The sequence below is a fragment of the Caballeronia sp. ATUFL_M2_KS44 genome, from assembly GCF_023630965.1.
In the GTDB taxonomy this organism is placed as follows: domain Bacteria; phylum Pseudomonadota; class Gammaproteobacteria; order Burkholderiales; family Burkholderiaceae; genus Caballeronia; species Caballeronia concitans.
In genome coordinates this window covers 1-19958 of the sequence record NZ_JALQEA010000027.1, presented here as the reverse complement: position 1 = coordinate 19958, position 19958 = coordinate 1, and the positions used below count along the sequence as shown (strand labels likewise).

The window sequence follows — 19958 nt, the reverse complement described above, 5'->3', positions numbered from 1 at the left end:
AAGCCGGTGCATATTCTGACGCCGGCGGCGACCGTGCGGCGGATCATCAATATGACGGCGGTGGCGAGTGCCAATGCTGGGTTGGCTAACGGGAAGTAAGCGGTAGGTGGGTGAATCAGGGACGGCGATCCGGGGGATGGGTCGCCGTTTTTGCTTGTGAAGGTTGCGCTGCGCTCAAGAAATTCATTCAATCCCGCCGGCTATAAACAGGCGTTCTTGTCCGATAGACTATGCGCCGCATTGAGCCGCTATCAGTCCGCTCAATGGTCGGGTATTTTCGCCGGTGGTTACACCGCAACCACGCTAAAGTGATTTCGTGAGAAAAGTTAGGATTACTTCGATTAAAAGCCGCGTCAGCGCGATCGTGATTTTCAGTACGTTGATTTCTCTCGCACCCGTTTGCGCATTCGCGATTGAGTCGAGCGGAGTCGGGGCCGACCAAACTGCGCTGTCGGCAAAGACGTCGTTTGACACGCGGCCTCCGCAAGACACTCGCAATACGACATTCTCGTCACTGGATGACGCAATCCAGGACGCACGACTGAACAGGTTGGGCATTGCGCCCGATTCGCCGAACGGATTAGTGATTAAGCGCTGGGCAGAGCGCATGCGCAACGATGTCGATATACGAAAGTATTTCGGCGACGAATCGCGCCGAACCAATCGCATGTCGCCGGATGCGTCGAGCCAGATAGGCCAAGGCGAGTGGATGCGTAGACTTTCACCCGCGGAGCGTAGCAAGATGATCGAGCTTACGCTGAAAGCGGTTGATAATGCGCCGCAGGATTGCGGCGGTGTAAAAAGCGAATCAGCGGTTATTTCACGCTATATGCCGCTCAGCACGATGTCGACCGATGACGTGGATGCTTTCATGGGCATCGCTTTCGCGATGTTTAAGCAAGTCGCTTTGCAGACGCCCTTGGCGCAAGTAACGAAGGAACAGCGCTGGCAGGCAAGCAGGGTCTTCAGAGAAACATTGGAGGCTCAGCTGAATAACGATCCTGAAGGTATGCGCGATGTCGCAGCAACTGCTGTCGATCCAACGAGCGTTTCCACGGAAACCTGGTGCAGGAACTTGCGCATCTACAATCGAGCCATCTTGGCCATGCCACAACCCGATCGTGATTGGTTTCTCTTAGCCGGCGTCATTGACAACGCGAACTCCCATTCGGACAACACATCTTCATTCCGCGCCCAGCCAGAGATAGATGTGTCGGCGCAGACGTACCCACTCAAAGTGCAACGGCGTGTTGCACCGAACATCGTTTGGACTGGACCGACTCAAGGCTTGGAAACTACGATCGCCGTGCGTTGCGCACCCAGTGGGGCACTCCTGTCGGTGAGCATAGTCGCCAGTAGCGGTAACGCAGAGTGGGACAAGGCAGCGTTGCGTGCGGTTCAACGCTCGGATCCGATGCCTTTGGACACGGGCGGCGTTGCGCCATCGAAGTTCTCGATGCGTTTGAGGCCGAGTGCATGGTAACGGCGTTTGCACTGGCGTCCGCCCACTGAAGGGAGCATTCGTCCCTATAGTGAGCGCAGGGGCAAGGCCGATTCTATTCGGCAAATAAAAAGGCGGCTCGCAAGCGAACCGCCTTTCCTCAGAATCGACGAACAAGCGTCAAGCCACCTGCCGCTTCTCCCCACCTTCATTAGAACGCCACTGCGCCAGCAGCTTCTCCCACTTCACCTTCGCCGCCTTGACGTTGTTTTCCTTGATATGCCCGTAACCGCGCATCGAATCCGGGAGATTCGCGAGTTCGATCGCTAATGCCAACTTCTGCATCGTCAATCCGGCGATCAACTCGCGCACGAGCGCCTCATATTCCACAATCAACGCCCGCTCCATCTTCCGTTCTTCCGTGCGTCCGAAAACGTCCAAAGCCGTCCCGCGCAAGAACTTTAACCGCGCGAGAACGCGCATCGCGGACATCATCCACGGGCCGTATTGCTTCTTCATCAGCCGGCCGTGCGCATCCTTCTTCGAAAGCGATGGCGGCGCGAGATGGAACTTGATCTTCCAGTCGCCTTCGAAACTGCTCTTCACCTTTTCGATGAACGCCGGGTCCGCATAAAGCCGCGCGACCTCGTACTCGTCCTTGTACGCCATCAGCTTGTGCAGATTCCGCGCGACGGCCTCAGTCAGCAAATAATCGCCGACGCCAAGCTCCGCCTCGGCCGCGCGCACATCCGCGACGAGCCGCCCATAACGCGCCGCGTAAGCCGTGTTCTGATACTTCGCGAGATAGTCGAGCCGCTTGTCGATGAGCGTATCGAGCGCCTTCGGCGTATGCAGCGCGATGATCTTGCCCGGCGCATCCGACGAAGACTGCTTGCCGCCAGCCAGCCGCGTCACCGCGGCAAGATCGTGCGCGGCGCGCCGTCCCCATTCGAACGCCGCGAGATTCTTCTCGACCTGCACCGCGTTCAGCTCGATCGCGCGCACCAGCGACTCATGCAGCAGCGGCAGCCAGCCCTTTTGCCACGCATAGCCGAGCACGAACGGATTCGTGTAAATGGCATCGCCCATCAAGGCGACGGCGAAGCGGTTCGCATCGACGAGCGACACATGCTCGCCCGCCGCCGCGCGAATATCGGCTTCCGCGCTCGCGCCCGGAAAGCGCCAGTTCGGATCCTTGATGAACGCGGCGGTCGGCGTCTGCGCGCTGTTCACGACGACGCGCGTATGCCCCGGCTGCATCCGCGAGCCGCACTCGTCGCTCGCTGTCACGATCGCATCGCAGCCAATGACGAGATCCGCCTCGCCCATCGCGATGCGCGTCGCGTGAATATCGGCCGGACGGTTCGCAATCTGCACGTGACTCATCACGGCGCCGCCTTTCTGCGCGAGGCCGGTCACATCCAGCACGGTCACGCCCTTTTGCTCCAGATGCGCCGCCATGCCGAGCAGCGCGCCGATCGTCACGACGCCCGTGCCGCCCACGCCCGTCACCAGCACGCCATACGGCCGCGCGATTTCAGGCAGGTCCGGCGTGGGAACGGGCGGCATCGCGTCGCCGGCGACGCTCGTCGCCTTCGGCTTCTTCAACTGACCGCCCTCGACCGTCACGAAGCTCGGGCAAAAACCGTTGAGACACGAGTAATCCTTGTTGCACGTCGATTGATTGATCTGCCGCTTCGTGCCGTACTCGGTATCGAGCGGCTCGACCGACAGGCAATTCGACTTCACCGAGCAATCGCCGCAGCCTTCGCACACCGCTTCGTTGATGACCACGCGCTTCGCAGGATCAGGAAACGCGCCGCGCTTGCGGCGGCGGCGCTTTTCGGTGGCGCACGTCTGGTCGTAGATCAGGATCGACGTGCCCGCAACTTCGCGCAACTGGCGCTGAATGTCGTCGAGTTCGTCGCGATGATGCACCTCGATGCCCGGCGCAATGCCGACATCCGGCGTGTACTTCTCCGGCTGATCCGTCACGATGACGATCTTCGCCGCGCCTTCCGCCGCGAGCTGATGCGTGATCTGCGGCACGGTCAGCACGCCGTCGACGGGCTGGCCGCCGGTCATCGCGACGGCATCGTTGTAAAGAATCTTGTAGGTGATGTTCACCTTCGCCGCGATCGCCGCGCGGATCGCGAGCAGGCCGGAGTGGAAGTACGTGCCGTCGCCGAGATTCGCGAACACGTGCTTGTCGCCCGAGAACGGCGCCTGTCCGACCCACGCCACGCCTTCGCCGCCCATCTGGCTGAACGTGCTCGTGTTGCGGTCCATCCAGACCGTCATGTAGTGACAGCCGATTCCCGCCATCGCGCGCGATCCCTCCGGCACGTTCGTCGACGTGTTGTGCGGACAGCCCGAGCAGAACCACGGCTTGCGCTCCGCTTCCACGCGCGGCCGCGCGAGCGCCTTCTCCTTCGCCTCGATCACCGCGATGCGCGCAGCAATCCGCGCGCGGACATCGGCGGGAAGATCGAACTTGTCGAGCCGCGTGGCGATCGCCTTCGCGATGATCGCCGGCGACAGTTCGTAATGCGCGGGAAGCAGCCAGTTGCCCATCGGCACCGACCATTCGCCGCCCGCGCCGTCTTTCTCGTCGAATTTGCCGAAGACGCGCGGACGCTGCGCGTCGGGCCAGTTGTACAGCTCTTCCTTGATCGCGTATTCGAGAATCTGGCGCTTTTCTTCGACGACCAGAATCTCGTCGAGCCCGCGCGCGAATTCATGCGCGCCTTGCGCTTCGAGCGGCCACACGCAGCCGACCTTATAAAGACGAATGCCGATCTGCGCGCAGGTTTGATCGTCGAGGCCCAGGTCGGTGAGCGCCTGACGCACGTCGAGATACGCCTTGCCGCCCGTCATGATGCCGAAGCGCGCGTGCGGCGAATCGATCTCGATGCGGTCCAGCTTGTTCGCGCGCACGTAGGCGAGCGCGGCGTACCACTTGTAGTCGAGCAGACGCGCTTCCTGCACGAGCGGCGGATCCGGCCAGCGAATGTTGAGGCCGCCTTCGGGCATCGCGAAATCGGTCGGAATCACGATTTGCGTGCGATGCGGATCGATATCCACCGACGCCGACGACTCCACCACGTCCGTCACGCATTTCATCGCGACCCAGAGGCCGGAGTAGCGCGACATCGCCCAGCCGTGCAGGCCGAAGTCGAGATATTCCTGCACGTTCGACGGAAACAGCACCGGCAGCCCGCACGCCTTGAAGATGTGCTCGGACTGATGCGCGAGCGTCGATGACTTCGCCGCGTGGTCGTCGCCCGCGAGCACGAGCACGCCGCCATGCTGCGACGATCCCGCCGAATTTCCGTGCTTGAAGACATCGCCGGAGCGATCGACGCCGGGGCCTTTGCCGTACCACATCGAAAAGACGCCGTCGTACTTCGCGCTCGGATAGAGATTGACTTGCTGCGAGCCCCAGACGGCAGTGGCCGCGAGGTCTTCGTTCACGCCCGGCTGAAACACGACCTGATGCCCGGCGAGATGCTTCTTCGCCTTCCAGAGCGACTGGTCGAGACCACCGAGGGGAGAACCGCGATAGCCGGAGATGAATCCGGCGGTGTTGAGCCCGGCGGCTTTGTCGCGCTCTTGCTGGAGCATCGGCAGGCGCACCAGAGCCTGGATGCCGCTCATATAGGCGCGGCCGCGTTCGAGCGTGTATTTGTCGTCGAGTGTGACGGATTTCAGCGCGGCCTCTAGCGAAGCTCTTTGTTCTGCGTCTAGCGGGGCGTTCATTATGTGTCTTCCTCCACCCGAGTTTGGGATCACCAAAGCATGTTTCGGGCCGTCGCACCTTGTGGATGCGTTGGCCGGGACTTCAAGTGTGCCGATGCCAGCGTCGCGCAGACAGTGGGACAAACCCGTTTCCGCGTCAGATTTGTCTGATCGATGCCGTCGCGCGGACGCGTTTTGTTACAGATGTAAAAGCGACCGATACATGGAACCCTCGCTTAGAACTCTGTCTAAACGGGCGCTTGCGCAGTTCCACGGGCGCTCAGGCGCTTGCGTGGAATTGCCGGGAGTCGTAACGCAGTTATAAGGAGAAACTAGATGAAGCAACGCCATATCCAGAATTTCTTGATGGTCTCGGCGGCCTTCTTTGCGATCAGCGCGCCGATGGGCGGCGCGCGGGCAAACTCACCGTTCGGGGCGACGTCCGTTCCGCAAGTGGTGCAGGCGCGCGTCCAGACATCGGAGACGCGCACGGGCGAGCGCCGCGACGCAGAGCGCAGCAGCGACGACACGGTCAACTGACCACGTCGGTTAGCCAACTAGCCGACAGGATCGGCCGCCAAAAAACAAAAGGGACATGAGTGCATCATGTCCCTTTTTTTCGACCGCTTTCGGATCAGGTCGCGCTCGTGTCCTTCAGCACGCCGCGCCGCATCTGATCCAGTTCGATGGATTCGAACAGCGCCTTGAAGTTGCCCTCGCCGAAGCCCTGATTGCCCTTGCGCTGGATGATCTCGAAGAAGATCGGGCCGATCTGGTTTTCCGTGAAAATCTGCAGCAGGATTTCGTCGCGCACGCCGTCGATCAGAATCTTGCGCTTTTTCAGTTCCGCGACATTCTCGCCGTGATTCGGCACGCGCCGGTCGACCAGCTCGTAGTACGTGTCGATGGTATCGAGCAGCGAAATTTCCGATGCGCGCAGGCCATCGACGGTCGCGTAGATATTGTCCGTGCCGAGCGCAATGTGCTGAATGCCCTCGCCGTGATACGCGTCAAGATATTCCTGAATCTGGCCGGCGTTCTCCGACCCTTCCTCGTTGATCGGAATGCGGATCTTGCCGCACGGCGAACTCATCGCCTTCGACTTGACCGCCGTCACCTTGCCCTCGATGTCGAAGTAACGCGCTTCGCGGAAGTTAAAGAGGCGCTCGTAGAACTCGGCCCATTCGATCATCCGCCCGCGATGCACGTTGTGCGTCAGGTGATCGATATACGTCAGCCCGTGGCCGACCGGATTCTGGTCCGCGCCGGGAATCGGCTCGAAGTCGACGTCGTAAATGCTGATATCGCCGATGCTGCCCGGCTGCGCGCCGTTCTTGCCGCGCCAGCGATCGACGAAGTAGATCAGCGAATCGCCGATGCCCTTGATCGCCGGAATGTTCAGTTCCATCGGGCCGGTCTTGTTGTCGAAGCCCCACGCGCCGAGTTCGAGCGCGCGCTGGTAGGCCTTGCCCGCGTCCGCGACGCGAAACGCGATCGCGCAGATCGACGGCCCGTGCAGGCGCGCGAAGCGTTGCGCGAAGGAATCGCTTTCGGCGTTGATGATGAAGTTGATCCCGCCTTGCCGATACAACGTCACGTTCTTGTGCCGATGCTTCGCGATGGCCGTAAAACCCATCTGCTCGAACAGACGCCCGAGCGCGACCGGATCCGGCGCGGTGTATTCGATGAATTCGAAGCCGTCGGTGCCGACGGGATTCTCCCAGCTCGATCCGGTCATTGCCTGTCTCCTAGTCTGTGCGCGCCTGGCGCGACGTGAAGACAAGTTTAGCGATCGCATTGCGCCAAAAACTTGCGAAACAATTTGTCGCTTTCTACCATTGCGCACGAAGCTGCCAAGAAATCGCGACGAGGAGACAGAAGATGGCCGAACCCGAACTGGACACGATAGACCGCAAGATCCTCGCGATTCTTCAGGAGAACGGGCGGCTGTCGAATCAGGAGATCGCGGATCGCGTGAGCTTGTCGCCGAGTCCGTGTCTGCGGCGCATCCGTCGGCTGGAGGAGACGGGCGTGATTCGCGGCTACGTCGCGCTGCTCGACGCGAAAAAGCTCGGCCTCGGGCTGCTCGCGTATGTCAACGTGCGGCTGGAAAAGCGCGGCGGAATGCCGGTTGCCGCCGGCACGCCGAAACCGCCGACGCACGGCGATCTGTTTCGCGAGGCGGTGCGGTCATGGCCGGAAGTCGTCGCCTGCGACGCAATGACCGGCGAAATGGATTTTCTGCTGCGCGTTCAGGTGCGCGACATGGAGCACTTTTCGCGCTTCGTGGAGGATCAACTGCTGCATCACCCTTCGGTGATCGATGTCCGTTCCAGCTTTTCGCTGGAACGCATAAAGGAAACGACGGTGCTGCCGCTGCGCTAAACACGCTCGACGCGCAAAACAAAAGGGCGGTCTCGGCCGCCCTGTGTGGTCCCGCTCGCAGCGCACCCGCGCTGTTCGATGAAATCAGACCGCGTCGGCCGTCGGCATGAACGCCTGGAACATTTGCGACGCGCGATGCGCCTGGCGCTTGATCGCGTAATCGAAGACGGCGGCCTGCTCCTGAAGCATTTCGGCCATGATGCTCGCCTGATCGGCGGGCGTGAGCGACAGATACGCGTCCGCTTCGCCGTATGCGTACTCGATCTTCATGCCCGACTTGCGCGCGATGTGCATCATCGTCGAATTGCGCGACAGGCAATGGATGTACAGCACGGACACATGCGTGTTGCGGCTGCGCATGGCGGCGCGTTCGAAGAGCTTCGTGCCGATGCCGCGACCGCGCGCGCTTTCCAGCACCGACACGCCGAACTCGGCCGTGCGCTTGTCGCCTTCGGCGGGCAAGTACGCCAGATGGCCGACGCCGACCAGTTCCAGCGATGTGTCGAACACGCCGAAAACCGTGTCATTGGTGAAGTTGAGATTGCGGACGTAGTGCTCGATGACGTGATCCGGCACGATCTGCCCGAAGCGCAGAAGGCGGTCGTCTTCGTCGAGCGCGAGGAAGTGCGCGAGCAGACGCTCGCGGTCCGCCGACGACAGTTCACGCACGAGAACCGGCAAACGCGCGGCGTCCGGCAGCGGACGGTCGCTCGCGACGATCTGCTCGGCATGGCGGTTGAAGGTCAGTTCCACGGTGTTCTCCTGTCGTTTGATGCGGATGCTGCAAAGCAAAACGCATTTTATCCGCTTCAGGAGAAACGCATACGGGAAAACCCTTAAAAATCGTGGAGGGTGTGTTCTAAACGTCTATTGAATCGCGATAAAGTCACGCGTTTTCAATGAGTTATAGAAATGATCAGATTGATCGGGGCGTTTCGCCGCAATGCAACATGATCACGCTTTTTCGGCAAGTCCGTGCTCGATCATCACGACGACCTGCTCCGCGAATTCGCCGTAACCGAGCTTGCCGCCCGGCTTCAGCCACGTGAACGTCCAGTTGATCATGCCGAAGACCATCATGGTGAGCGCGGTCTGGTTTTCCTTCGTCACGCGCTGCGGATAAGCGCGAGCGAGTTGGCGCGCGAAAGCCGCGACGATATCCCGCTGACGATCGAGCACGATTTCGCGCTGCGCGTCTTCGAGATATTTGACGTCGTTGAGCAGCGCGACGTGCCGGCTGTGCGACGTCTCGTATTCCGCGAGAAACGCGCGCACGAGGTCCGCGAAGGCTTCGCGTTCGCTGAGACCGCGCCGCGCGCTCGCGCCTTCCACTTGCGCGATGATCAGCATCAGCCGCTTCGTGTAGCGGTCGAGCAGGTCGAAGAGAATCGCTTCCTTGCTCTCGTAATAGTGATAGAGCCGCGCCTTCGACGTGCCGCTCGCGGCGGCGAGATCCGCCATCGACGTGCTCGGGTAGCTCGTCTGGGCGAATTTGGCGGCGGCGAGTTCGAGGATCTGTTCGCGTTGTGTTTCGTGGTCGGGCGCTTTCGTACGGGCCATTTATCGGACGTTCTTTTCGGCTTGTCAGGTGTTGGATGAGCGCCGCAATTCGGCGTCGACGATCTCCGACGGCGTGCCGCGTATTTTAAGCCGCCCCGCCGTGACGAGTTCGCGGCATCGCCAGAAGGCGATCGAGTCGCTCAGCAGAAAGTCGAAGGATTGCCCCATCGCCTCGCCCGCGATGCGCCGCGCCGGCCGCCATTCCGGACTCGCGAATTCGAGCAGCGCTTCATCGACATCGATCCACGTGCCGGACACCAGCATGTTGTCGCGCAGGCGGCGCGTTTCCGCGTTGGAGTGCTTCGCTTCCTGCCATTCGAGCGCGAGCCGGCTGATGCGCAGCACCGAAATGGGCGCGGCGCTCGGCAGTTTCGCGAGTAGTTGCTTCGGCGAGAACATGCCGACGGCCGTCGCGCGGTCGGCGCGGCCGACGCGTTCCGGTTGCGCGTCGGCGGCGGCGATGGCGAGATCGTCGAACGTGAGCTTCGCTTCGTTCAGGCGCTGCGGCACGTTGCGCAAATGATAGGCGACGCGGCGCAGCGTGAGCTGATCCGCGGCGCTTTGGCCGTGCCACACGACGACCTGCGCGTCGCCGCGCGCGAGACGCCCGAAGAGCGCCTGCTGCGCCTTCAGTTCGGCTTCGAAGTCGATGGCGCTGTACGACACCTGACGCCAGAACGCCGCGCGCGCGGCCGGCGATTCGTCGATGTCGCGGATGGGACCGACGGCGAGATCGTCGCGCAGGGCGATCACCTGTTCGTCGCGCTCCGCGAGCCGAAGCGCCGCAGTGAGCGATTGGGCCGCGCTGTCGCCGTTCGTGACGTGAATCATGTTCATGGTGTCGGCATGTGGAAGACGAAAGGACCGCTCCACGCGCTCAGGAGCGATCCTTGAGTTTAAGCCAATCGCCGTGCGCGACGGTGTGGGTTTGGCCGCGCTGATCAGCGCTCGTCGAAGCTCACCACGACGCGCTCGCTCACCGGATGACACTGGCACGTGAGCACGAATCCGTCGTCGATTTCGTGCTGTTCGAGCGTGTAGTTCTTGTCCATCTTCACTTCGCCTTCGACGACCTTCGCGCGGCACGTGCAACAGACGCCGCCCTTGCACGCATACGGCAGCGCGAGGCCCGCTTTCAGGCCGACGTCCAGCACGCTCACGCCTTCGTACGGCAGGCGCAGCTTGCGCTTTTTACCGTCGATGATCAGTTCCAGATCCGCCGCCGGCGTGCTTTCCGTGATCTCGATCTGCGGGACGCCCGCCTGTGGCAGCGGCGTGCCGAAACGCTCGACATGAATGCGCTCCGGCGCCACGCCCGATTCCTTCAGCGCGGATTCGGCGGCGTCCATCATCGGGCCGGGACCGCAGATGAACGCTTCGTCGATTTCATCCGGCGGCAAGAGCGTCGCAAGGAACGCCTTGCACTTGTCCTTGTCCAGCACGCCGTTGAAAAGCTCGACGTCCTGCAAGTCGTCCGAGAGCACGTGATACAGCGCGAGCCGGCTCATGTAGCGGTTCTTCAGGTCTTCGAGTTCCTCGGCGAACATGATCGCGTCGACGCTGCGGTTGCCGTACACGAGCGTGAAGCGGCTCGTGGGTTCGATATCGAGCGTCGTCTTGATGATCGCCAGCACCGGCGTGATGCCCGAGCCGCCCGAAAACGCGACGTACTGTTTCGCGTGATCGGCGTTGAGGTGCGTGAAGAAGCGTCCGTCGGGCGTCATCACGTCGATTTCATGGCCGGGCTTCAGCGTGTCGAATGCGAAGTTCGAGAAGCGCCCGCCGCGCACGCGCTTGATGCCGATGCGCAATTCGCCGTCGCGGTCGTAGTCGGTCACGCCGACGCAGATGGAATACGAGCGGCGCGTTTCTTCTCCGTCGATATGCGTCTTCAGCGTCACGAACTGGCCTTGCGTGAAGCGGAAGGCGTCGCGCAGTTCGGGCGGCACGTCGAACGAGACGGTGACCGCGTCGGCGGTTTCGGGACGAACGTCGCGGATGCGCAGCGGATGAAATTGCGGAGTCGCCATGATGATCGGGTCGTTGGGAAATCAATACGGCTTGAAGTAATCGAACGGCTCGCGGCAGTCGATGCAGCGATACAGCGCCTTGCACGCCGTCGATCCGAACTGCGCGAGCGTTTCCGTATGCACGGAGCCGCAGCGCGGGCAGGCAACGACGTCCTTCCTGTACGGCACGAAGCGCAGCGGCTTTTCCGTGCTGCTGCACGCGCCCGTCGGCGGCGCGATGCCGTATCGACGCAGCTTTTCGCGCGCTTCGTCGGTGATCCAGTCGGTCGTCCACGCGGGCGCGAGCACCGTTTGCACGCGATGCGCGCCGAGATTCGCGCCGTCGATCGCATGCGCGATGTCCTCCGCGATCTGCGACATCGCCGGGCAACCCGAGTACGTCGGCGTGATGACGACTTCGAGCACGCCGTCGTCGCCGTGGCGCACGTCGCGCAGAATGCCGAGTTCGCGGATCGACACGACCGGGATTTCCGGATCGGGCACGGATTCGAGAACGGACCACGCGCGTTGCAGCGCGGCGTCGCCGGTGCGGGCGGGGGCGGTCGTCATCACCAGATCGCGCCCGGATGCTGACGCGCGAGGCTCTGCATTTCCGCGAGCAGATAACCCATGTGCTCCGAATGCTCGCCGAGCTTGCCGGTGCTGACGTGCTTCACGTCGGCGGGCGCGCGCAGCGTGGCTTCATCGATAGCCGACGACACCGTTTCGCGCCACGCGGCTTCGAAATCGCTCGCGAGCGGCGCGATGCCCGCTTCGGCGACCGCGCGCTCGATTGCATCGGGATGAAAGAACTCGCGCGTGTAGGGCATCAGATAATCGAGCGCCGCCTGCGCCCGCCGATGCGATTCATCGGTGCCGTCGCCGAAACGCACGAACCAGTCGCGCGCGTGGTGCACGTGGTATCGCGTTTCCTTGATCGACTTCGCCGCGATCGCCGCGAGCTGCGCATCCGGCGATGCCTGCAACGCCGTCCACAGTTCGGCCATCAGCGCCGAATAGAGGAAGTTGCGCACGATGGTCACCGCGTAGTCGCGCTCGGTGCGCGCCGTGCCCGCGAGCGGCCCGAAGTGCGGCAACTCGACGAGCGTGTAATTCGCGAACTCGCGCTCGGTGCGGAAATAGGCGTAGTCGTCTTCCGTTTTCCGCTGGCCGGTGAGCGCGGCTTCGAGCGTCGCCGCGTGCGAGTAGAGGAGCCGCGCCTGACCGATCAGATCGAGACTCATGTTCGCGAGCGCGATGTCTTCTTCCAGCGCCGGGCCGTGGCTGCACCATTCGGCGTTGCGCTGGCCGAGGATCAGCGCGTTATCGGCGAGACGCAGCACATAGGCGAGATGTTCCATGCTCATGTCGCGCCCTTACATGTGGTTGATTTCGTCGGGCAGCACGAAGAATGTCGGATGCCGATAAATCTTGTCGCCGGCGGGCTCGAACAGTTCGCCCTTGTCGGCGGGGTCCGAAGCCGTGATCGCCGATGACGGCACCACCCAGATGCTCACGCCTTCCTGACGCCGCGTGTAGACGTCGCGCGCCATGCGCAGCGCGGCGCCCGCGTCCGGCGCGTGGAGGCTGCCGCAATGTTTGTGATCGAGTCCCTGCTTGCTGCGCACGAAGACTTCCCAGATCGGCCATTCCTTGTTCATCTTCATCGTCTCCATGCTCATGCCGCTTGTTTTTGGGCGCGGGCTTTCTGCTTCTCCGCGTAGGCGAGCGCCGCTTCGCGCACCCACGCGCCGTCGTCGTGCGCCTTCACGCGCGTGGCGAGGCGCTCCTTGTTGCACGGGCCGTCGCCGTTCACGACGCGCCAGAATTCTTCCCAGTCGATCTCGCCGTAATCGTGTGCGCCGCGCACCGCGTTCCACTTGAGATCGGGATCGGGCAGCGTCACGCCGAGAATCTTCGCCTGCTCGACGGTGGCATCGACGAACTTCTGGCGCAGATCATCGTTCGAAATGCGCTTGATGCCCCACGCGAACGACTGCCCGCTGTGGATCGAATCCTTGTCGCTCGGGCCGAACATCATCAGCACCGGCCACCACCAGCGGTTCACCGCCTGCTGCACGAGATCCTTCTGCGCCTCTGTGCCTTTCATCATCGCGAGAAGGGCGTCGAATCCCTGCCGCTGATGGAACGACTCTTCCTTGCAGATGCGGATCATCGCGCGCGCGTACGGGCCGTACGTGCAGCGGCAAAGCGGAATCTGATTCATGATCGCCGCGCCGTCGACGAGCCAGCCGATCACGCCGACATCCGCCCACGTGGGCGTCGGATAGTTGAAGATGCTCGAATATTTCGCCTTGCCCGCGTGCAGCGCGTCGACGAGTTGATCGCGCGACACGCCGAGCGTTTCCGCCGCGCTATATAGATAGAGGCCGTGGCCGCCTTCGTCCTGGACCTTGGCGAGCAGGATCGCCTTGCGCTTCAGGCTCGGCGCGCGGCTGATCCAGTTGCCTTCCGGCTGCATCCCGATGATCTCCGAATGCGCGTGCTGCGAAATCTGCCGGACCAGCGTCTTGCGATACGCCTCGGGCATCCAGTCCTGCGGCTCGATCTTGCCGTCGGCTTTCATCACGGCGTCGAAACGTTGCTGGTCGGAGGAAGCGTCGGCGGGCGCGTCGGAGGCGACGGGCTGGCCGGGAAGATCGAGAGATTGGGTGTACATGGCGGACACTCGCTCATGGGAAGTCGCTGTCGGCCGATTATAAACCGACCGGACGGTCGGGGAATTGCTTTTTTTGAGATTGCCGGGAATTCACCTAGGCGCGGTGTATCGGCGTAAAAAAAGCGGTGCGGCTTCTTTCGGGCCTGCACCGCTTTCTTCATTGCCTTCGACTTTTACTTCGCGTTCTGTCCGGCGAAATCCTCAGCATCGACGTCATAGCCCGACGGTTCCCAGCGCACCGCGAACAGCGCGATAAGCCCCGCGAGCGGCGCGACCGCGATGATCCAGAACACTTTCGTGCCGAGCGCGGCCGACAGCACCGGGAACAGGAACAGCGAAACGGTCGAGCTTGCGCGCATCAGCGTCTGATTGAAGCCGACGCCCACGCCGCGCAGCGACGTCGGATAGCTCAGCGACGCGAACGTCATGCTGTGCGAACCCGGCCCGATGCCTTGTCCGAGCAGGAACGCGGCGAGCAGCGCGATGGCGATGACGACCTGCGCGCCCGTTGCCGGCTTGCCGACGACCGCGAGTCCGACGAGCGCGGCCAGCTGAAACGCGTAGCCGACGACCGTCAGGTTCCACGCGCCGAACTTCGGCACCGTGCGGACCGCGAACAGGCCGCCCGCGAACGCGAAGCAGAGATTCAGCGCGAGCGACGCGAGAATCGTGGTGAGCATGGACTGCGCAAGGAAGCTCGAAATGATGACCGGCAGCCCGAACGCGACGGCGTTATACGCGAACGACGACGCGATCGCGATGACCGTCGCCAGCACGGTGCGGCGCAGATAGACGCCGCGCAGCAGCGCGCCGTAGTTGGCGAACGTGGCGCGGCGCGCTTTCGGCGCGTTCGATGCGGCGAGCGCGTCCGGCTCGACGCGCGCATCGATGCCATACGAGCGCTTGAGGATCGCGGCGGCATTCGCCAGATCACCCTGATTCGCCGCCCACACGGGCGATTCACTCATGTAGCGGCTGCGAATCACGATAATCGCGATCGCCGGCACCGCGCCGAAGCCGAGAATCAGCCGCCAGAGCCAGCCCGCGTTGTGCGCGGGCAGCACCGCGTAAAGGCCGAGCACGAGCAAATACGAAATGCTGATCGCGGCGTACCACGTCGGACACCACATCGCGACGCGCGCGGCCTTGTTGCCGCGTCCCTGCAAACGCGAGAACTCCGCGAGAAACGCCATCGCGACCGGCAAATCGATGCCGACGCCCAGACCCATCACGAATCGCGCCCCGCCGAGCACCCAGGCGTTCGGCGCGAGCGCGCAGGCAATCGCCGCGACGACGAAGAAGAACATGTCGGCCATGAACACGCGATAGCGGCCGACCTTGTCGGTCAGATAGCCGCCGAAGAACGCGCCGATGATCGCGCCGAACGTAATCGCGGATGCGACGAAACCGGTTCCAGTCGGCGTCAGCGAAAACTCGCGGGCGATGTCCTTGACGCCGAACGCGAGCGCGCCGAGGTCGTAGGCATCGAGGAAAATTCCGCCGAGCGCGATGGCGACGACGATGCGCGCGTCGCTGCCGACGGCCGCGCCGCGATTGACGAGATTGGAGACGTCCGCGGCGCTGCGGATGACGGGGCGCGCATCGGCGGTGGCCCGGGCGGAAGCGCGATCGGGCGCGATGGAAACGGACATGACGGAATCGGAAAGGTGAAAAGTTGTGGATTCGAAGAATCGCGCGATCGTACTGGCGCGGTGCCGCTCGACCAAATTCTTTTTTGTTATTTAATGACTTACGAGAAGCGGCGGGCTTTCGCGCGCGCCCGGCGGATGGCCGCGATGCGACAATGTCGCTCTCGTTTTTCTCACGGTTTCCGGCATGGCGTCTGTTGATAACACTGAATCGGTCGAAGTCGCGGTGGTCGGCGGCGGCCCGGCGGGACTCATGGCCGCCGAAGCGCTCGCGGCGGGCGGCGCGCGCGTCGATGTGTTCGACGCCATGCCGTCCGTCGGCCGCAAATTCCTGATGGCGGGCAAAGGCGGGATGAATCTCACGCATTCCGAGCCCGCCGACGCCTTCCTCGCCCGATACGGCGCGCGTCGCGCGGACATCGCGCCGCTGCTCGAACGTTTCGATGCCGCCGCGCTGCGCGAATGGGTGCACGGGCTCGGCGTGGAGACGTTCGTCGGCAGCTCGGGCCGCGTCTTTCCCACCGACATGAAGGCCGCGCCGATGCTGCGCGCGTGGCTGCATCGGCTGCGCGCGTCGGGCGTGCGGCTGCATATGCGTCATCGATGGCTCGGCTGGGCGGACGACGGCGTGTCCGTTTCGCGTTTCGCCACGCCGGAGGGCGAAAAGCGCGTTCGTCACGATGCGCTCGTGCTCGCACTCGGCGGCGCGAGTTGGCCGCAGCTCGGCTCGGACGGAAGCGCGGTCGCGCATCTGGCGGCGCGTGACGTGGATGTGCGGCCGTTCCTGCCGTCGAATTGCGGTTTCGACGTCGAATGGACGCCGCATTTCCGCAGCCGGTTCGCGGGCGAGCCGCTCAAGTCGGTGGCGATCGGCGTGGCGCGCGCGGACGGCGCGGTGGACTGGCGCGTCGGCGAATGCCTGATCACGGAGCACGGGATCGAAGGAAGTCTGATCTACGCGCTATCGGCGCGGATCCGCGACCAATTGATGTCGAATGGCGACGCCGGCACGAACATCCTGCTCGACCTCACGCCGCAGCTTTCCGCCGAACGCGTCCGCGAGGAAGTGCGCCATCCGCGCGGGGCGCGTTCGCTGTCGAGCCATTTGCAGAGCCGGCTGCACATCGCGGGCGTGAAGGCGGGGTTGCTGCGCGAATGCGTCAGCAAGGAAGAATTCGCCGATCCGGACACGCTCGCCGCGCGCATCAAGGCGCTGCCGTTGCGCGTGCTGCGTCCGCGTCCGATCGCGGAAGTGATCAGCAGCGCGGGCGGCGTGGCGTTCGAATCGCTCGATCAGCGGTCGATGCTCACCGCGCTTCCCGGCGTCTTCTGCTGCGGCGAGATGCTCGACTGGGAAGCGCCGACAGGCGGTTATTTGCTCACGGCGTGTTTCGCGAGCGGGCTCGTAGCGGGCGAAGGCGCACTCGCGTGGCTTCGCGACAGGAAATCGTGATTCGCTTTAGCGCGCCACGAGCCGCCAAAGCGACGTCACTTCAGCCGAGCGCGCCGCGAACAGCGGATCGGTCTTGTCCGTCGCGCGCGGATGGTTCGGCTTGACGTCGATACGTCCGTCCACCTTCAATCCCGCCGCATCGATCCATTCCTGCAACTGCGCGCGCGTGCGCAATCCGAGATGCTCCGCGAAGTCCGACAGGATCAGCCAGCCTTCGCCGCCGGGCGTCAGATGCGCGGCGAGACCGTCGAGGAAGCCGCGCAGCATGCGGCTCTCGGGATCGTAGATCGCGTGTTCGATCGCCGCGCTCGGTCGCGCCGGCAGCCACGGCGGATTGCACACGATCAGCGGCGCGCGTCCTTCCGGGAAAAGATTCGCCTCGACGACATCGACCTGCTTGCCGAGACCCAACTGGCCGATGTTTTCGCGTGCACAGGCGAGCGCGCGCGGATCGAGGTCCGTCGCCACGACGCGCTCCACACCGCGACGCGCGAGCACCGCGGCGAGCACGCCGGTGCCGGTGCCGACATCGAAAGCAAGTGACGTCGACGGCAACGGCTGATTCGCGACCAGATCGACATATTCGCCGCGCACGGGCGAAAAAACGCCGTAATACGGATGAATCCGGCCACCCGTCGCCTTGATTTCGACGCCTTTCTTGCGCCACTCGTGCGCGCCGATCAGACCGAGCACCTCGCGCATCGATACCACCGACGCTTCCTTCGCCGGCCCGTACGCCTCTTCGCACGCCTGGCGCACGTCGGGCGCGCGGCGCAGCGGAATGGCGTACTGCTCATCGAGCGGGAGAATCAACATCGCGAGCGTGCGCGCGCGTTGCGATTGCGCGAGACGGTGCAGATTGAAGGCATCGACGGGAGCGGCGGGCTTTTCAGCCGGCGCCTTCTTGGATTTACGCGGCTTGTTGTCGATGCGGCGCGCCATCGCCTGAAGCAACTGGCGCGCGTTCTGAAAGTCGCCGCGCCAGAGAATCGCGGTGCCTTCGCAGGCGAGCCGGTAGGCGTGATCGGCCGTCATCTGGTCGTGACCGATCACGAGGCGCTTCGGCGGCGGGTTGCCGCCTTCGGATCGCCAGCGGGCCGAGCGGCTTTCGCCATCTTCTTCCCAATGAAGTTGTGCCGGAACGTCTGAGGTGCTGCTTCTGGATTGCATGGTTCGTTTATCGCGCGAAGGGATTGGGCTGCATTGTGAGGCCATTTCGCGTGCGGGGGCGGGCGGACCGCTTCGTTAGACCGATCCGTGTGACGATCAGGCACAATTCTGCCTTTCTCCGAACGCCATCGCCGAATGAAACTCCGTGCTTTCGCCGCGATTCGCGCGGCCGCGCTTGCTGTTCCGCTCGCTTTCGTATCGCCCGTTTTCGCCGCCGATGCGCCCGCCGCGCCCGCTCCGGCCAACACGCCCGCCAACGATCACTGGGTCAGCGCCTGGGCGACGGCGTTGCAATCGATTCCGCAGCTGGCAAAGGCGCCGCCGCTTTATCGCGCACCGGATGTCGGCGGGCGCACCGTTCGCCAGTTGATCTATCCGCAGATCGCCGGCAAGGAGATGCGGCTGCATATCAGCAACGTGTTTGGGACCGAACCGCTCGTCGTCGATTCGATGAGCGTTGCGCGCGCCGTGAGCGGCAGCAGCGCGGCGATCCAGCCGGGGACCGGCCGCCCCGTGCTGTTCGGCGGACGCAAGAGCGTGACGGTCGCGCCCGGCGGACAGATCACGAGCGATCCCGTGGCTTTCGACGTCGCCCGAGATCAGCCGATCGCGGTCAGCATGTTCATGGGGAAGGATCAGAAGCTGGCGGCATGGCATCGGATCGCGAGCCAGGTTAATTATGTGTCGACGCCCGGCGACCGGACCGAGGAAGCGTCCGCCGCGTCCTTTCGCACGCGATTCACGCAATATGCGTGGCTCACGAACGTGTCGGTGCAGAATCCGTCGGCGCGCACGGTGGTTGCGATCGGCGATTCCATCACCGACGGGATGCGCTCGACGCTCAACGCGAATCGCCGGTGGCCCGACGCGCTCGCGCGGCAAATCGCGCAGAAGAGCGGCGGGCAGGCGGCTGTGGTCAACGCGGGGATCAGCGGGAACCGGCTCCTGAGCAATTCACCGTGCTACGGCGAGGCGCTGGTCAGCCGTTTCGATCGCGACGCGCTGCGTCAGCCGGGCGTGCGCGCGATCATCGTGCTGATCGGCATCAACGACATCAATTTCGCCGCGATGCCCGCCCGCGAAGGTCTCGACTGCGACGCGCCGCACACGCAAGTGAACGCGGACGCGCTCTTGCGCGGCTATCAACGGCTGATCGCGCAGGCGCATCAGCGCGGCATCAAGATCTACGGCGCGACGCTGACGCCGGCGTCGCTGCCACCCGAACGCGAGGCGATCCGCACGGCGGTGAACGCGTCCTTGCGCGCGAGCCGTTCGTTCGACGGCGTGATCGACTTCGACGAGGCGTTGCGGGATCCGGCGCATCCGAGCTCGCTGCAGCGTCGGTATGACAGTGGCGACCATATCCATCCGAGCGACACGGGCTATGCCGCGATGGCGGCAGCGGTGCCGGTTGATTCCATCCTGGGTGCGTCGAAGTAGGCGTCGCGACGGGACGTGAAAAAAATCTTCGTCATCACCTTGTAATTGGCATCTGCTTGGCCTAATATTCCGCTCCTCGTCGCAAGACGGGGAGCCGCTGAACGAAACAAGCGGCCTCGAAGTCGACAGTTTTTAGAAGCGAAAGCGAAAAAAGCTGTTGACAGAGAGAAAAAGATTCTTCATAATCTCGTTTCTCTGCTGCTGATGCAGCAAACGCCGGACGGAAGCGGCGCTGAGCAAGGTGCTCGGTGCGGCGAAGTAAGCAGTCAGGCGATGTGCTCTTTAAAAACTAACAGCCGATAAGTGTGGGCGCTTGATGGCGAGTGCGGCCGGTTCTTCGGAATCGGCAATAGCAAAAGTAATCAAGGGTCTCACACGAAGTATTAAGAGGAAGGTTTTTGTCTTAGGACAATAATCATCGTCAGTACGTTGA

Annotated in this window: 17 protein-coding genes; 5 read left to right on the top strand and 12 right to left on the bottom strand. The window is 63.2% G+C overall.

The features are described 5' to 3' along the window. The first annotated feature begins 364 nt into the window (after positions 1-364). Positions 365-1483: an energy transducer TonB gene (locus NCR39_RS12635; protein WP_250452468.1), complete on the top strand. Its 1119-nt coding sequence runs from the start codon at positions 365-367 to the stop codon at positions 1481-1483. 138 nt (positions 1484-1621) lie between these two features. Here NCR39_RS12635 and NCR39_RS12630 read toward each other — a convergent pair whose 3' ends face one another. Further along, positions 1622-5200, bottom strand: a complete 3579-nt coding sequence (locus NCR39_RS12630) for an indolepyruvate ferredoxin oxidoreductase family protein (protein WP_250452467.1) — start codon at positions 5198-5200, stop codon at positions 1622-1624. Positions 5201-5515: 315 nt separating this feature from the next. On the opposite strand from NCR39_RS12630, the gene NCR39_RS12625 reads away from it, so the two are divergent. Then, positions 5516-5719 (top strand): hypothetical protein, encoded by a 204-nt coding sequence (locus NCR39_RS12625; RefSeq protein WP_250452466.1) that lies wholly within the window; start codon positions 5516-5518, stop codon positions 5717-5719. Between the two features lie 94 nt (positions 5720-5813). Here the strand turns inward: NCR39_RS12625 and hppD are convergent, their stop codons facing one another. Beyond that, the gene (gene hppD / locus NCR39_RS12620; protein ID WP_250452465.1) at positions 5814-6917 is read right to left on the bottom strand and encodes a 4-hydroxyphenylpyruvate dioxygenase; all 1104 of its coding nucleotides are present in this window, start codon (positions 6915-6917) and stop codon (positions 5814-5816) included. 143 nt (positions 6918-7060) lie between these two features. On the opposite strand from hppD, the gene NCR39_RS12615 reads away from it, so the two are divergent. Continuing rightward, positions 7061-7564 (top strand): Lrp/AsnC family transcriptional regulator, encoded by a 504-nt coding sequence (locus tag NCR39_RS12615; RefSeq protein WP_040051294.1) that lies wholly within the window; start codon positions 7061-7063, stop codon positions 7562-7564. Positions 7565-7648: 84 nt separating this feature from the next. On the opposite strand, the gene NCR39_RS12610 is transcribed toward NCR39_RS12615, so the two are convergent. From NCR39_RS12610 to NCR39_RS12570, 9 genes are all read right to left on the bottom strand, one after another. Further along, the gene (locus tag NCR39_RS12610; RefSeq protein WP_250452464.1) at positions 7649-8317 is read right to left on the bottom strand and encodes a GNAT family N-acetyltransferase; all 669 of its coding nucleotides are present in this window, start codon (positions 8315-8317) and stop codon (positions 7649-7651) included. Between the two features lie 201 nt (positions 8318-8518). Beyond that, positions 8519-9124 (bottom strand): TetR/AcrR family transcriptional regulator, encoded by a 606-nt coding sequence (locus NCR39_RS12605; protein WP_250452463.1) that lies wholly within the window; start codon positions 9122-9124, stop codon positions 8519-8521. Between the two features lie 24 nt (positions 9125-9148). Beyond that, positions 9149-9961, bottom strand: a complete 813-nt coding sequence (locus NCR39_RS12600) for a DUF1835 domain-containing protein (RefSeq protein ID WP_250452462.1) — start codon at positions 9959-9961, stop codon at positions 9149-9151. A gap of 104 nt (positions 9962-10065) precedes the next feature. Beyond that, positions 10066-11154, bottom strand: a complete 1089-nt coding sequence (paaE, locus tag NCR39_RS12595; RefSeq protein WP_250452461.1) for a 1,2-phenylacetyl-CoA epoxidase subunit PaaE — start codon at positions 11152-11154, stop codon at positions 10066-10068. Between the two features lie 21 nt (positions 11155-11175). Beyond that, on the bottom strand, positions 11176-11703 hold the full coding sequence (gene paaD / locus NCR39_RS12590) for a 1,2-phenylacetyl-CoA epoxidase subunit PaaD (RefSeq protein WP_250452460.1): 528 nt from the start codon (positions 11701-11703) through the stop codon (positions 11176-11178). Further along, positions 11703-12500: a 1,2-phenylacetyl-CoA epoxidase subunit PaaC gene (gene paaC / locus NCR39_RS12585; RefSeq protein WP_250452459.1), complete on the bottom strand. Its 798-nt coding sequence runs from the start codon at positions 12498-12500 to the stop codon at positions 11703-11705. Before paaC ends, paaD begins: the two co-directional genes overlap by 1 nt. 9 nt (positions 12501-12509) lie before the next feature. Continuing rightward, complete coding sequence (paaB, locus tag NCR39_RS12580) at positions 12510-12794, bottom strand: 1,2-phenylacetyl-CoA epoxidase subunit PaaB (protein ID WP_250452458.1); 285 nt, start codon at positions 12792-12794, stop codon at positions 12510-12512. A 17-nt stretch (positions 12795-12811) separates the two neighbouring features. Further along, positions 12812-13813: a 1,2-phenylacetyl-CoA epoxidase subunit PaaA gene (gene paaA / locus NCR39_RS12575; protein ID WP_040051301.1), complete on the bottom strand. Its 1002-nt coding sequence runs from the start codon at positions 13811-13813 to the stop codon at positions 12812-12814. Between the two features lie 173 nt (positions 13814-13986). Beyond that, complete coding sequence (locus tag NCR39_RS12570; RefSeq protein WP_250452457.1) at positions 13987-15465, bottom strand: MFS transporter; 1479 nt, start codon at positions 15463-15465, stop codon at positions 13987-13989. A 184-nt stretch (positions 15466-15649) separates the two neighbouring features. On the opposite strand from NCR39_RS12570, the gene NCR39_RS12565 reads away from it, so the two are divergent. Further along, a complete protein-coding gene (locus NCR39_RS12565) occupies positions 15650-16915 on the top strand; it encodes a TIGR03862 family flavoprotein (protein ID WP_250452456.1) in 1266 nt (421 codons plus the stop codon). A gap of 6 nt (positions 16916-16921) precedes the next feature. Here NCR39_RS12565 and NCR39_RS12560 read toward each other — a convergent pair whose 3' ends face one another. Next, positions 16922-18085: a 50S ribosomal protein L11 methyltransferase gene (locus NCR39_RS12560; RefSeq protein ID WP_250452455.1), complete on the bottom strand. Its 1164-nt coding sequence runs from the start codon at positions 18083-18085 to the stop codon at positions 16922-16924. 135 nt (positions 18086-18220) lie between these two features. On the opposite strand from NCR39_RS12560, the gene NCR39_RS12555 reads away from it, so the two are divergent. Continuing rightward, the gene (locus tag NCR39_RS12555; RefSeq protein WP_250452454.1) at positions 18221-19525 is read left to right on the top strand and encodes an SGNH/GDSL hydrolase family protein; all 1305 of its coding nucleotides are present in this window, start codon (positions 18221-18223) and stop codon (positions 19523-19525) included. The last annotated feature ends 433 nt before the right edge of the window (positions 19526-19958 follow it).